At 59.0% G+C, this 13,598-nt stretch carries 10 protein-coding genes; 1 reads left to right on the top strand and 9 read right to left on the bottom strand.

Annotated elements, in window-relative coordinates:
* Nucleotides 1–36: 36 nt before the first annotated feature.
* Nucleotides 37–1,752 carry an assimilatory sulfite reductase (NADPH) hemoprotein subunit gene (cysI, locus tag CYR32_RS06195; RefSeq protein WP_101823505.1) on the bottom strand — a complete coding sequence of 572 codons (1,716 nt, stop codon included), beginning with the start codon at nt 1,750–1,752 and terminating at the stop codon, nt 37–39.
* The gene (gene cysJ, locus CYR32_RS06190; protein WP_101823504.1) at nt 1,752–3,557 is read right to left on the bottom strand and encodes an NADPH-dependent assimilatory sulfite reductase flavoprotein subunit; all 1,806 of its coding nucleotides are present in this window, start codon (nt 3,555–3,557) and stop codon (nt 1,752–1,754) included. Before cysJ ends, cysI begins: the two co-directional genes overlap by 1 nt.
* Before the next feature lie 394 nt (nt 3,558–3,951).
* Between cysJ and queD the strand changes: the two genes are divergently transcribed.
* Nucleotides 3,952–4,314 (top strand): 6-carboxytetrahydropterin synthase QueD, encoded by a 363-nt coding sequence (gene queD, locus CYR32_RS06185; RefSeq protein WP_101823503.1) that lies wholly within the window; start codon nt 3,952–3,954, stop codon nt 4,312–4,314.
* Nucleotides 4,315–4,378: 64 nt separating this feature from the next.
* On the opposite strand, the gene CYR32_RS06180 is transcribed toward queD, so the two are convergent.
* From CYR32_RS06180 to relA, 7 genes are all read right to left on the bottom strand, one after another.
* Nucleotides 4,379–5,614 carry a DUF2235 domain-containing protein gene (locus CYR32_RS06180; RefSeq protein WP_165698187.1) on the bottom strand — a complete coding sequence of 412 codons (1,236 nt, stop codon included), beginning with the start codon at nt 5,612–5,614 and terminating at the stop codon, nt 4,379–4,381.
* A 357-nt stretch (nt 5,615–5,971) separates the two neighbouring features.
* Nucleotides 5,972–6,643 carry a 7-carboxy-7-deazaguanine synthase QueE gene (gene queE, locus CYR32_RS06175; RefSeq protein WP_101823501.1) on the bottom strand — a complete coding sequence of 224 codons (672 nt, stop codon included), beginning with the start codon at nt 6,641–6,643 and terminating at the stop codon, nt 5,972–5,974.
* Nucleotides 6,644–6,808: 165 nt separating this feature from the next.
* Nucleotides 6,809–8,104 (bottom strand): phosphopyruvate hydratase, encoded by a 1,296-nt coding sequence (gene eno, locus CYR32_RS06170; RefSeq protein WP_072928962.1) that lies wholly within the window; start codon nt 8,102–8,104, stop codon nt 6,809–6,811.
* A gap of 78 nt (nt 8,105–8,182) precedes the next feature.
* Nucleotides 8,183–9,820 carry a glutamine hydrolyzing CTP synthase gene (gene pyrG, locus CYR32_RS06165; RefSeq protein WP_101823500.1) on the bottom strand — a complete coding sequence of 546 codons (1,638 nt, stop codon included), beginning with the start codon at nt 9,818–9,820 and terminating at the stop codon, nt 8,183–8,185.
* Nucleotides 9,821–10,029: 209 nt separating this feature from the next.
* Nucleotides 10,030–10,299 carry a hypothetical protein gene (locus CYR32_RS06160; protein WP_241523753.1) on the bottom strand — a complete coding sequence of 90 codons (270 nt, stop codon included), beginning with the start codon at nt 10,297–10,299 and terminating at the stop codon, nt 10,030–10,032.
* A gap of 112 nt (nt 10,300–10,411) precedes the next feature.
* Complete coding sequence (gene mazG, locus CYR32_RS06155) at nt 10,412–11,227, bottom strand: nucleoside triphosphate pyrophosphohydrolase (RefSeq protein WP_101823499.1); 816 nt, start codon at nt 11,225–11,227, stop codon at nt 10,412–10,414.
* Between the two features lie 81 nt (nt 11,228–11,308).
* Nucleotides 11,309–13,549 (bottom strand): GTP diphosphokinase, encoded by a 2,241-nt coding sequence (gene relA, locus CYR32_RS06150; RefSeq protein WP_101823498.1) that lies wholly within the window; start codon nt 13,547–13,549, stop codon nt 11,309–11,311.
* Nucleotides 13,550–13,598: the final 49 nt, after the last annotated feature.

The following is a 13,598-nucleotide window of genomic DNA, read 5'->3' as shown; positions in this document are numbered from 1 at the left end:
CTCCTCAGCGTAAACAGGGGTCGTCAGGCAAACGCCTTACTCCCAGAAATCACGTGCCGGGTCCAGCACCGGGCGGATGATGCCGGTACGGATGGTAAAGTCACCAAAGCCTTCGCCCGGCGTGCGTTCTGCCGCCCAGCGGCCCACCAGCTCATCGATAATCGTCAGGATCTCTTCTGAGCTGATGTTCTCGCGGTACATCCGCGGGATGCGCGTCCCGGCCAGGTTACCGCCCAGGTGCAGGTTGTAGCGGTTGATCGCCTTGCCCACCAGCCCGATCTCCGCCAGCAGCGCCCGGCCGCAGCCGTTCGGGCAGCCGGTGACGCGCAGCACGATGTGCTCGTTGCCGACGCCGTGGCGGTGCATGATCTCCTCGACCTGCGTGACGAACTCCGGCAGGAAGCGTTCTGCCTCGGCCATCGCCAGCGGGCAGGTCGGGTAGGAGACGCAGGCCATCGAGTTTTTACGCTGCTCGGTGAGCTGGTCATCGATCAGCCCATGATCGCGCGCCAGCGCTTCAATGCGCGCCTTCTCCTGCTCCGGCACACCGGCCACGATCAGGTTCTGGTTGGCGGTAAGGCGGAAATCCCCTTTGTGGATCTTCGCAATCTCCGCCAGGCCGGTTTTCAGCGGGCGGCCCGGGTAGTCAAGGATGCGGCCGTTCTCGATAAACAGCGTCAGGTGCCACTGGTTGTCGATGCCTTTCACCCAGCCGATGCGGTCGCCACGGCCGGTAAAAGCGTAAGGGCGGACCGGTGCAAACAGGATGCCGGCGCGCTTTTCCACTTCCGCTTTGAAGGTGTCAACGCCGACCCGCTCCAGGGTGTATTTGGTCTTGGCGTTTTTACGGTCGGTACGGTTGCCCCAGTCGCGCTGGGTGGTGACCACCGCTTCCGCCACCGCCAGGGTGTGCTCCAGCGGGATAAAGCCCAGCTCGCTCGCGGTGCGCGCGTAGGTTTTCTTGTCACCGTGGGCGATGGAAAGCCCGCCGCCCACCAGCACGTTGAAGCCCACCAGTTTGCCGTTGTCGGCGATGGCCACAAAGTTCAGGTCGTTGGCGTGCAGGTCAACGTCGTTCTGCGGCGGGATCACCACCGTGGTTTTGAATTTACGCGGCAGGTAGGTCGCACCGAGGATCGGCTCTTCGTCGGTGGTTTCGACTTTCTCCTGATCCAGCCAGACTTCCGCATAGGCGCGGGTGCGCGGCAACAGGTGCTCCGAGAGCTTTTTCGCCCACTGGTACGCTTCCTGATGCAGTTCCGACTCCACCGGGTTAGAGGTGCAGAGCACGTTACGGTTGACGTCGTTGGCGGTGGCCAGCGCGTCCAGCCCCAGCTTGTTCAGCAGCTGGTGTACCGGCTTCACGTTCGGCTTCAGGATGCCGTGGAACTGGAAAGTCTGGCGGTTGGTGATGCGGATGCTGCCGTAGAGCGTGCTCTCGGCGGCAAATTTGTCGATGCCCAGCCACTGCTGCGGCGTCATGATGCCGCCCGGCAGGCGGCAGCGCAGCATCATCGCGTGGCGCGGTTCCAGCTTCTGGGCGGCGCGCTCGGCGCGGATGTCGCGGTCATCCTGCTGGTACATGCCGTGGAAACGGATCAGCAGGAAGTTGTCGCCGTTGAAGGCACCGGTCAGGCCATCGTTCAGGTCTTCTTTAATGGTGCCGCGCAGGTAGTTACTTTCGCGCTTCATGCGCTCGGCATCGCTGAGTTTGCCTTCCACAACCAGAGGCCCGGGGTGTTTATCGCTCATTAGTACACATCTCGCTGATAACGGCGCGCAAGGCGCAGCTCACTTAAAAATTCATCGGCTGACTCGGCGTCCATCGCACCGTGTTCTGCCACCAGTTCCACCAGTGCCCGATCAACATCTTTGGCCATCCGGTTGGCGTCGCCGCAGACATAGATGTGCGCGCCTTCCTGGATCCACTGCCAGACTTCCGCGCCCTTCTCGCGCAGTTTGTCCTGTACGTAGACTTTTTCCGCCTGATCGCGTGACCAGGCGAGGTCGATATGGGTCAGCAGCCCCTCTTTCACATAACGCTGCCACTCCACCTGGTAGAGGAAATCCTCCGTGAAGTGCGGGTTGCCGAAGAACAGCCAGTTTTTGCCGCCTGCGCCGTCGTTGTCACGCTGTTGCATAAAGGCGCGGAACGGCGCGATGCCGGTGCCGGGGCCAATCATGATCACCGGCGCGTCCGGGTCGGCAGGCAGGCGGAAGTTGTCGTTGTGCTCGATAAACACCCGCACCTCGCCCTCCTCTTCCAGGCGGTCGGCCAGGTAACCGGACGCCCCGCCGGTACGCGGGCGGCCGTCAATTTCGTAACGCACCACGCCCACGGTAATGTGCACTTCTCCCTCATTTTCCGCCGGGGAAGAGGCGATAGAGTAGAGGCGCGGCGTCAGCGGGCGCAGCAGCCCGGTGAGCTGGTCAGCATTCAGCTCCATCGGTGCCTGGCGCACCATGTCTACAATCGGCGTGGTCTGCGCGTAGTGTTGCAGGCGGGCTTTGTCGGCAATCAGCGCGGTAAGCTCTTCATTGCGTGCCAGCGCGGCATAGTTGCTGACGATCACCGGGGTGTTTTGCGTCAGCTCATAGTGGCGGATCAGCGCATCGCGCAGCGTCAGCGGCTTGCCCTCCAGGGTGATGCTTTCATCGCCCTTGAGCCACAGCAGGCCCAGCAGTTCATCCACCAGCGCCGGGTCGTTGTCGAACCAGACGCCCAACGCGTCACCCGCCTGATAGTGCAGGCCGGCGTCGCCGAGGTCGATCTCAATGTGGCGCACATCTTTATCGGAGTTGCGGCCGGTAATTTTCTGGTTGAGCAGCAGCGTGGCGGTCAGCGGCTCTTCTTTGGTGTAAGGGGTCGAGACCACCTGGTTCACCGTGCCGCTCTGCGCCGCCTGGACGGCGGCCGCGGGCTGTGCCGGGGCGCGCGCTTTCAGCACCCCGACGACCTGCTTACGCCACTGCTCCGCCTGCGCCTGGTACTCTACGTCCGCGTCCACGCGGTCGAGCAGGCGTTCACCGCCCAGCTCCGCCAGTTTGGCGTCAAAGTCTTTGCCCGCTTTACAGAAGAACTCGTAGGAGGTGTCACCCAGGCCGAACACCGCAAAGGCGGTGTCGGTGAGCTTCGGCGCTTTTTTCGAGAACAGGAACTTATGCAGGGCCACCGCCTCTTCGGCCGGTTCGCCCTCCCCCTGGGTGGAGGCGACCATCACCAGCAGCTTCTCTTGCGCGATCTGCTTGAATTTGTAATCACCGGCGTTGACCAGGTTCACCGTGAGGTTGGCGGCCAGCAGGTCATCACGCAGCTGCTCTGCCAGACGGCGGGCATTGCCGGTTTGCGAGGCGGAGATCAGCGTGATGCTGCTGGCCGCCGGCGCGGCCGGGGCAGCAGGCACGGCTGCGCCCGGTTGCTGGTTAACCATGCCCCAGAAATAGCCGGAGAGCCAGGCCAACTGGGTCGGTGAAAACTCACCGATTGCGCCTTGCAGGCGTGCCAGTTGCTCGGGCGTGAGCGGGAGCAGCGAAGTAGGTGGTGCCTGAGTCGTCATTGCAGTACCGATTCCCTTGTGCGTAAGTCAGTGTCTGTTTTCGTCGAGTCGGGTGAGACTGGGAAAAAGAGAGAAAGTAGAGAGTTTGTAAGGTTACCCAGTGGTCTGGCAACACGTAAATAAGGGATGGACATAACAAATAACTAAAATGCCTAAGCTGTTTTAGTGGTGGGAGTTACCGGAAAAAGTGGTAAAAGCGCATTTTCATAGCGTTGAATTCGTTCATCTTTTCTCCGGCAAATCGGCCTAACACCTTGATAAAGCACTGTACCGGGGCAAACAGGCCGCTGAAAAAAAGTTTCGCGGCATTCAGGGAAACCGGTGAGATTTCATGGCGCGGGGCGGCGCTTTCCGGTAGTATTCGCCGGTTTTTTGAGTCAATGAGACGGTAGCAATGGTAACCACGCTGTTTAAAGATTTTCAATTTGAAGCCGCCCACCGGCTTCCCCATGTGCCGGAAGGGCATAAATGCGGTCGTCTGCACGGCCACTCCTTTATGGTGCGTCTGGAGATCACCGGCGAAGTGGACCCGCATACCGGCTGGGTGATGGACTTTTCCGAGCTGAAAGCGCTCTTCAAGCCGACCTGGGAACGTCTGGATCACTTCTACCTGAATGACATCCCCGGCCTGGAGAACCCGACCAGCGAAGTGCTGGCGAAATGGATTTGGGATGAGCTGAAGCCGCAACTGCCGATCCTGAGCGCTGTGCTGGTGAAAGAGACCTGCACCGCGGGCTGCATCTATAAGGGCGACTGACCCTGACAGCATGAACCACCGCCCGGTGGTTCATGCGCCCCCGCTTTTTATTCCCCTCCCCCCTTTATTTCACCGGCACCACCATGATCTCCTTATCCTGGATAAAGCCCGCCAGATAGTCAGAGCGGTAAGGGATGCTGACGATCTCCCCGGTCACCGGGTCCTGAATAGAGACCTGCTCCTCGGCACAACGTTCAAGCACCGACTGGTGTACCGCCAGCGTGTAATTTCCGTCAAAAAGATAGGGCAGGCTTTTTTTCAGCGGTGAGGTTAATTGCCGGGCAGTGGTTTTATAGAACTCTTTATTAAACCAGGGGCAGTGGCAGAGCGCCCGGTGATCGCTGACATAGTGATGCGGGTTCAGGAATAGTCCCGCCTCCGCCAGCTCCTCGTGCATCCAGTGATAGGCCCCATTGGAGAGGCCGCTCTCTTTTTCCGGGTAACCGCCGCCGACGTCGGAATGCGCGCCGGGAAATAAAACCTGCTGTATTCCCTGGCGGGCATCCCATAATACCGGGGTAAAATCGATCCGCTGTTCGTCGAGGGAAATCGCATGGCGGCCCAATTTCACTCTGTCATTCAGGGCGGTATCGGCAAAGCGGAATAAATCGATCCGCTCGTCCTTATTATAATGAGGGATCCCCAGCGAGCCGACGGTATCCCACACGGCCACCATCTCGACCGGCACAAAAAAGATCATCGACTCCGGGTCAACCGGGCCTGGGTCATCGCCAAACAGCGAACGTTTAAAAGAGGCGATCCTGTCCTGCCACGATGGTTCGTGTCTGGCCTTACGGCGGTACTCTGCCCAGACGGCCGTCCCCCAGCGGTAGGCCTGCGCTTTATGTTCTTCACTCTCATCAGCCAGGTTCAGTTTCTCTGCATCCAGCAGCCCCTGGGAAGCAATCATGCCCGCCAGCGCCCGCGCGGTATAAGCCCCCCGGCTGAAACCGACGATGAATATTTTGTCATCTCGCTGATAGTGGCGGCTGATAAAGGTGTACCCCCGCACAATGCGCTGAATGGTGCCGCTGCCGAATATCCCTTCAAGGTTTTTGATCAGCCAGTTATTGCTGTCGCCGACGCCATGAATATATTTAGCCACCTGCTTCAGCTGCCCATTTTCGGTAAAGACCTTTTCCTGCTCCTCGGGCTGGACGTGGTTTAATTCTTCCGGCACGCCTTTCAGGCTTTTAAAGAGTTTTAATACATTGCTGCATTCAAACTCGTTATCGTCGTTATCGTCATTGGCGATCCCATTCCACGTACCATCCGCACAAAAAACGATGTTTTTGCTCATGATAAACTCCGCACAGGGTTCGGGGGTATTCTCCCTCATCACATACCTGCGACGAATAAATAGCAAGAGGGCCAAAAGCGGGGTTTATTCATAAGCAAAATAACCATTATCGCGTTAATTTTTTCTGTTCAAGGATGCGATAAAGCTCAGCATTTTTTTCGTTAACGGGGTCAGGCGCGTTCTCAGGAAGATGATTGATTTTGTATGCTTTCAGCCACCACCGGGACAGGCCGGGGCACTGCCCCGGCGAAGGCAGAGGAAAACCGGCGGGCCGCCTGCCCCGCCGGGGAATAATTGCGATTTGTGACGTGTTTCAAAACCGGCCCATAAAAAAACCCGCCGCAGCGGGTTTTTGAATCAGGCGATATTGAGGTACTTGTGCGTCTGCATCGACAGACGCCAGTTACGCGCGATACAGGTTTCGATACAGAGGCGGGTCGCGTCCTCTTTCTGGCTGATCGGCTGCAGGGCCACCACACGGTACTTATCGTCATGCAGCCGCGCCAGCAGGGCGTCCAGCGCTTCGATGTCACGCTCACGCGCCACCGGGTGTTTGATCTCATCGGCCCGTTTCAGCGCCTGGTCCAGCACTTCCATGCCGCCGCGCATATTCACTTTCGGCGACACCGTGACCCAGGTGTTCGGCGAGCAGCGCACGTCATGGGTGCCGCTGGTTTCGATCTGGCAGGTGAAGCCGCTTTTTTCCAGCAGCAATGTCAGTGGGCCGAGATCGTGGATGCACGGCTCGCCGCCGGTGATCACGATATGGCGCGCGGTATAACCGTTGCGCTCAATCACCGCCAGCAGATCTTCGGTGGTCGCCGCGCCCCAGGCGTCGGTCTCGGTGGTCTTGACCAGAATCTCATCCAGCGCGACTTCCCGATCGGCCAATTTGTCCCAGGTGTGTTTGGTGTCGCACCAGCTGCACCCTACCGGGCATCCCTGCAGGCGAATAAAAATGGCCGGCACGCCGGTAAAATAGCCTTCCCCTTGCAGGGTCTGGAACATCTCATTAATCGGGTACTGCATGACATTCTCATTAGTAGTGGTTTTGAAGGGGCGTGATTATGGCAGATAACGCCGCGCTGACCAAATATAGCGCAGCCTTTACTGTTTCGGGGCGTTACTGCCCTGAAAAAAGCCCATAAAAAAACCCGCCGGAGCGGGTTTTATCAGAGGTGTCCGGCGCAGCGATTACTGGCCTTTCACTTCTTTCAGACCGTTGAACGGCGCACGGTTGCCCAGCGCTTCTTCGATACGGATCAGTTGGTTGTACTTGGCAACGCGGTCAGAACGGCTCATAGAACCGGTTTTGATCTGGCCTGCTGCGGTACCCACTGCCAGGTCAGCAATGGTGGCGTCTTCGGTTTCACCGGAACGGTGGGAGATAACCGCGGTGTAGCCGGCGTCTTTAGCCATTTTGATCGCAGCCAGGGTTTCGGTCAGGGAACCGATCTGGTTGAATTTGATCAGGATGGAGTTAGCGATGCCTTTCTCGATCCCTTCTTTCAGGATCTTGGTGTTGGTCACGAACAGATCGTCACCCACCAGCTGGATTTTGTCGCCCAGCACTTTGGTCTGGTAGGCGAAACCGTCCCAGTCAGATTCGTCCAGGCCATCTTCGATGGAGACGATCGGGTACTGTTTGGTCAGGTCTTCCAGGAAGTGGGTGAACTCTTCAGAGGTGAAGGCTTTGTTGCCTTCGCCGGCCAGCACATATTTGCCGTCTTTGTAGAACTCAGAGGCGGCGCAGTCCATCGCCAGGGTGATGTCTTTGCCCAGCTCGTAACCGGCTGCTTTTACCGCTTCCGCGATAACGGCCAGTGCTTCGGCGTTGGACCCCAGGTTCGGCGCGTAGCCGCCTTCGTCACCTACGGCGGTGCTCATGCCTTTGGATTTCAGTACTTTTGCCAGGTTATGGAAAACTTCAGAACCCATACGGATGGCTTCTTTCACAGTTTTCGCGCCAACCGGCTGAATCATGAATTCCTGGATGTCGACGTTGTTGTCAGCGTGCTCACCACCGTTGATGATGTTCATCATCGGCAGCGGCATGGAGAATTTGCCCGGGGTGCCGTTCAGTTCAGCAATGTGCTCGTACAGCGGCATACCTTTCGCTGCTGCAGCGGCTTTGGCCGCAGCCAGGGAAACCGCCAGGATGGCGTTGGCGCCGAACTGGGATTTGTTCTCGGTGCCGTCCAGCTCGATCATGATCTTGTCGATGTTCGCCTGGTCTTTAGCATCTTTACCGGTTACAGCCTGCGCAATCGGGCCGTTTACCGCGTCAACGGCTTTGGTCACGCCTTTACCCAGGAAACGGGATTTGTCACCGTCACGCAGTTCCAGTGCTTCACGGGAACCGGTAGATGCACCTGATGGTGCCGCCGCCAGACCAACGAAACCACCTTCCAGATGCACTTCAGCTTCTACCGTCGGGTTACCACGGGAGTCGATGATTTCGCGACCGATGACTTTAACGATTTTGGACATTAGGTTTTCCTCAGTACAAGTTAAACTAAAACTCCAGACAAACAGTGCGCACCGGGGTGCGCACTGCTCATCGATATTTTATTTTACCTGACGCTTCTGATACTCACCGGCAGCCTTGACGAAGCCTGCAAACAACGGGTGACCATCACGCGGCGTTGACGTAAATTCCGGGTGGAACTGACACGCCACGAACCACGGGTGGTTCGGGATCTCAATAATTTCCACCAACTGCTTGTCTGCAGAGAGACCGGCAACACGCAAACCCGCCGCTTCGATCTGCTTCAACAACATGTTGTTGACTTCATAACGGTGACGATGACGCTCTACGATGGTCGGCTCGCCATACATCTGGCGGACCAGGCTGCCTTCGGTCAGGTGGCACTGCTGCCCACCCACACGCATGGTCCCACCCAAATCACTCTTCTCGTCGCGCACTTCAACGTTGCCGTTTTCATCGCGCCACTCGGTGATCAACGCAACCACCGGATACTTACAGTCTGGCACAAACTCAGTGGAGTTTGCGTTGTCCATGCCGGCCACGTGGCGGGCGAACTCCATCAGTGCCACCTGCATACCCAGGCAAATGCCCAGATAAGGAATCTTGTTTTCACGCGCATAACGGGCGGCGAACACCTTCCCCTCTACCCCACGGTAGCCGAAGCCGCCGGGGATCAGGATAGCGTCGAGGTCTTTGAGCACCTCTTCGCCGCGGGTTTCCACGTCCTGCGAGTCGATAAGCTTGATGTTAACCGTCAGGCGGTTTTTCAGTCCGCCATGTTTCAGCGCCTCAATCACCGACTTATAGGCATCCGGCAGTTCCACGTACTTGCCGATCATACCGATGGTCACTTCACCGCCCGGGTTGGCCTCTTCATAGATAACCTGTTCCCATTCGGCCAGGTTCGCTTCCGGCGCGTTCAAGCTGAATCGTTTACAAATATAATCGTCCAGGCCCTGTGATTTCAAGAGCGCCGGGATTTTATAAATTGAATCAACATCTTTTAAGGAGATAACCGCTTTTTCCGGCACGTTACAGAACAGCGCAATTTTTGCGCGTTCGTTGGCAGGCACAGCGCGGTCAGAGCGGCAGATCAGCACATCCGGCTGGATGCCGATAGAGAGCAGTTCTTTCACCGAGTGCTGGGTCGGTTTGGTTTTCACCTCACCGGCCGCGGCCATGTACGGCACCAGCGTCAGGTGCATGTAGAGGGTGTGCTCGCGGCCCACGTCCACCGCCATCTGGCGGATCGCTTCCAGGAACGGCAGGGATTCGATGTCACCCACGGTGCCGCCGATTTCAACCAGCACCACATCGTGGCCTTCACCGCCTTCGATGATGCGCTCTTTAATGGCGTTGGTGATGTGCGGGATAACCTGGATGGTCGCGCCCAGATAGTCACCACGGCGCTCTTTGCGCAGCACATCGGAGTAGATGCGGCCGGTGGTGAAGTTGTTGCGGCGGGACATTTTGGTACGGATGAAACGCTCGTAGTGACCTAAATCGAGGTCAGTTTCTGCGCCGTCTTCGGTGACGAAAACCTCACCATGCTGAGTCGGGCTCATGGTGCCCGGGTCCACGTTGATGTACGGGTCCAGTTTCATGATGGTAACGTTGAGGCCACGGGCTTCAAGAATAGCCGCCAGGGAGGCTGCGGCAATGCCTTTACCCAGAGAGGAGACGACCCCGCCGGTCACAAAAATATAATTAGTTGTCATGCTGAACCTGAGAGTTTAGGTTTAAAGACGATGGAAGAACCAGGACGGGAAAGTAGTATACCGGAACCTTGGGGAGGCCACAATTGATCGTTTTATGGCTCAGGGTGCGCAAAGCGGATTTCCGCGCTGTTTTGCCCCTCTTTTTGGCCATTTTACGCCACGGATTGTGGCACTTTATTTATCTGTTCTGTTGATTGGTGATGCCCGCCTCAGCGCGGCGTGACGCCGCTGTTCTGCGCCGGATCGCGGATCGCCGTCAGGGTGCAGGTGGCCTGTGCCGTGCCGCCGCCGCGGGTGGAAAGGGTCACTTTATCGCCCTCTTTTTTACCGCGGCACGGCGCAATATTGTGGGTATTCACCGCCTCGCGCACCTGTTGCACCGTAGAAGAGAGGGATGAGGCGCGCGGGCCGGCGAGCGCCGTCATACTCAGGGTCGCCGCACACACCATCACACTGATACCGGATAACTTTCTTAACATACTGGCCGCTCCTGTCAGGGGAAAGGCGGCCAGTCTAGCGCTGATAAACGCCGCTGTAAGCCCGCACTTTGGCTGAAAATAACAGGGCCGGGCTTACGCGATCGGGCTGCGCTTATGCGGGGTTCTGATCCTTCGCCTCATCGCGCTTTACCTGCTGCCAGGCGTCTTCCATCTGTTCCAGCGTCGCCTGTTCCGTGGTCAGCCCTTGCGCCTGAATGATCGTCTCGACCGAGCGGAAGCGGCGGGCGAACTTGCGGTTGGCGGCTTGCAGGGCATTTTCCGCCTTATGGCCGAGGTGGCGTGACAGGTTAACGGTGGCGAACAGCAGGTCGCCGATCTCCTCGCCCAGCTTCTCCTGATCCACCACCGCCTGCTGCGCCTCGTGCATCACCTCATCAATCTCTTCATGCACTTTGTCCACCACCGGCCCCAGGGTTTCCCAGTCGAAGCCGACGGCCGCACAGCGCTTCTGGATTTTATGCGCCCGCATCAGCGCGGGCAGCGCCTCCGGGATGTCATCCATCGCCGAATGCAGCGCTTTGCCCGCCCGCTCCTGCGCTTTCAGCCCCTCCCAGCGCGCCGCCGACGGCCCGCCGCTGCGCTTATCGCCCTCCTTACCAAACACATGCGGATGGCGGCGCTCCAGCTTGTCACTGATGGCGTCACAGACATCATTAAAGGTAAATAAGCCCTGCTCGCTGCCCATCTGGGCGTGGAACACCACCTGGAACAGCAGGTCGCCCAGCTCGTCGCGCAGATCCGCGTAGTCACGGCGCTGGATCGCATCCAGCACCTCGTAGGTCTCTTCCAGCGTATAGGGGGCGATGGTCTCGAAGGTCTGTTCGCGATCCCACGGGCAGCCCTGTTGCGGGTCGCGCAGGGTTTTCATAATGGCAAGCAGGCGGTCAAGGGGGGCGTGTTCAGTCATGGTACATCTCAACGGTAGGCGGAACGGCGGTTCCGGGAAAAGAGAGCACAAGGCCCGGATAACCGGGCCCTGTGGTAAGCATCAGCTGCCGTGCAGCCGGCGGGCTTCCAGCACGTCGGGCAGCTGGTTCAGTTTGGCGATCACCCGGCCCAGCACCTGGAGGTTGTAGATCTCAATCTCCATGTCGATGGTGGCGAGCTGCTCTTTGGTGTCGCTGCGGCTGGCGACGCCCAGCACATTCACCTTCTCATTCGCCAGAATGGTGGTGATGTCACGCAGCAGGCCGCTGCGGTCGTTGGCCGTGACCCGCACCACCAGCGAATAGCCGCTGGAGTAGCTTTCGCCCCAGACGGCGTCCACCAGCCGCTCCGGCGCGTGGGAGCGCAGGTCGGCCAGCTGGTCGCAGTCGGCGCGGTGGATCGAGATGCCGCGCCCCTGGGTGATAAAGCCGACAATCTCATCGCCCGGGATCGGCTGGCAGCAGCGCGCGATGTGGTGCATCAGGTTGCCGACGCCCTCCACCACCACGCGGCCGTTGTCTTTGTTGGCGGCGCGCTGGTGCGACGGCGCGCTTTTTTGCGTCAGCTGGCGCAGCGCTTCCCGGTCAAGCTCTTCGGCCGTCGGCTTGTTCAGCTGCGCCTGGAGGAAGTTGACCATCTGGTTGAGGCGGATGTCGCCGCCGCCAATCGCCGCCAGCACTTCGTCCAGCGAGTTGACGTTATACCGCGGGATCAGCACCTTCTCCGCCTCTTTCAGGCTGATGCCAAGCCGCGCCAGTTCATCATCCAGGATCTGCCGCCCGGCGATGATGTTCTTGTCGCGATCCAGTTTGCGGAACCAGTTCTGCACTTTCGACCGGCCGCGGCTGGTGGTGATGTAGCCGAGGTTCGGGTTCAGCCAGTCACGGCTCGGGTTCGGGTGCTTCTGGGTGATGATCTCGATCTGGTCACCCATCTGTAACTGATAGGTGAACGGCACGATACGCCCGCCGATTTTCGCGCCGATGCAGCGGTGCCCGACATCGCTGTGGATGTGGTAGGCGAAATCGAGCGGCGTGGATCCGGTGGGCAGGTCAACCACATCGCCTTTCGGCGTAAAGACGTAGACCCTGTCGTCGAACACCTGGCTGCGCACTTCGTCCAGCATTTCGCCGGAGTCCGCCATTTCCTCCTGCCAGGCGATCAGTTTACGCAGCCAGGCGATGCGCTCCTCGTAGCCGGTGCGGGCGCCCACCACCGGCGCACCCTCTTTATATTTCCAGTGCGCGGCCACGCCCAGCTCTGCATCTTCATGCATCTGCCGGGTACGGATCTGGATCTCCAGCGGCAAACCGCGCGGGCCAAGCACCACGGTGTGGATCGACTGGTAGCCGTTGGGTTTCGGGTTGGCGACGTAATCGTCGAACTCATCCGGCAGGTGGCGGTAATGGGTGTGCACGATCCCCAGCGCGGCGTAGCAGTCCTGCAACCGATCCACCACGATCCGCACCGCGCGCACGTCAAACAGCTCATCAAAGGCGAGTGACTTCTTCTGCATTTTGCGCCAGATGCTGTAGATGTGTTTCGGGCGGCCGTAGATGTCCGCTTTGATGTTCTCGACCTGCATCGCCCGGCGCAGATTGCCGACGAAGTCGTCGATGTACTGCTCGCGGTCGATGCGGCGCTCATGCAGCAGTTTGGCGATGCGTTTGTATTCGTCAGGGTGCAGGTAGCGGAAACAGAAATCCTCCAGCTCCCATTTGAGCTGGCCGATGCCGAGGCGGTTGGCGAGCGGCGCATAGATGTTGGTACACTCTTTGGCCGCCAGCACGCGCTCATCTTCCGGCGCGTCTTTGACTTCGCGCAGGTGGGCGATGCGCTCCGCCAGCTTCAGCACCACGCAGCGGAAATCTTCCACCATCGCCAGCAGCATCCGGCGCACGTTATCGACCTGCTCCGACGCCATCGAGTCATTCTGCGTGGCTTTCAGCTGGCGGATGGCGTCCATATCGATGACGCCATGCACCAGCGAAGTGATGCTCTGGCCGAACGCCGCGGTGAGGGTCGCCTCGTCAATGATGCCCTCATTGACCAGCGGGAACAGCAGCGCGGCGCGCATGCTGTCATTGTCCATGCTGAGGGTCGAGAGGATCTCCACCATCTCCAGGCCGCGCCACAGCAGCAGCGACGCCTGGGGGTGGCCCTGGGTCTGCTGCTCGCAGTAACGCCAGGTTTCGGCCAGACGCTCACCTGACTGGGGGCTGGATAAGCCTAAACTGTCAATCCACGCATCCAGCGCAAATTCGCCCGCCGTGTTCAAATGTGCACTTCTTACCGCAACCATATCGACTCCCTACTTGTCCGGCGTAGCGGACCGGTTGATAAACAGGGCC

Source organism: Chimaeribacter coloradensis (genome assembly GCF_002858715.1).
Taxonomy (GTDB): domain Bacteria; phylum Pseudomonadota; class Gammaproteobacteria; order Enterobacterales; family Enterobacteriaceae; genus Chimaeribacter; species Chimaeribacter coloradensis.
The sequence above is the reverse complement of the archived record's forward strand: the minus strand, read 5'-3'. Positions and strand labels throughout refer to the sequence as shown.

What these genes read in the sequence shown, in the direction of transcription:
- cysI (WP_101823505.1), bottom strand. Translation starts at nt 1,752, where the DNA reads ATGAGCGATAAACACCCCGGGCCTCTGGTTGTGGAAGGCAAACTCAGC.
- CYR32_RS06160 (WP_241523753.1), bottom strand. Translation starts at nt 10,299, where the DNA reads ATGTTAAGAAAGTTATCCGGTATCAGTGTGATGGTGTGTGCGGCGACC.
- CYR32_RS06180 (WP_165698187.1), bottom strand. Translation starts at nt 5,614, where the DNA reads ATGAGCAAAAACATCGTTTTTTGTGCGGATGGTACGTGGAATGGGATC.
- eno (WP_072928962.1), bottom strand. Translation starts at nt 8,104, where the DNA reads ATGTCCAAAATCGTTAAAGTCATCGGTCGCGAAATCATCGACTCCCGT.
- queE (WP_101823501.1), bottom strand. Translation starts at nt 6,643, where the DNA reads ATGCAGTACCCGATTAATGAGATGTTCCAGACCCTGCAAGGGGAAGGC.
- relA (WP_101823498.1), bottom strand. Translation starts at nt 13,549, where the DNA reads ATGGTTGCGGTAAGAAGTGCACATTTGAACACGGCGGGCGAATTTGCG.
- mazG (WP_101823499.1), bottom strand. Translation starts at nt 11,227, where the DNA reads ATGACTGAACACGCCCCCCTTGACCGCCTGCTTGCCATTATGAAAACC.
- pyrG (WP_101823500.1), bottom strand. Translation starts at nt 9,820, where the DNA reads ATGACAACTAATTATATTTTTGTGACCGGCGGGGTCGTCTCCTCTCTG.
- cysJ (WP_101823504.1), bottom strand. Translation starts at nt 3,557, where the DNA reads ATGACGACTCAGGCACCACCTACTTCGCTGCTCCCGCTCACGCCCGAG.
- queD (WP_101823503.1), top strand. Translation starts at nt 3,952, where the DNA reads ATGGTAACCACGCTGTTTAAAGATTTTCAATTTGAAGCCGCCCACCGG.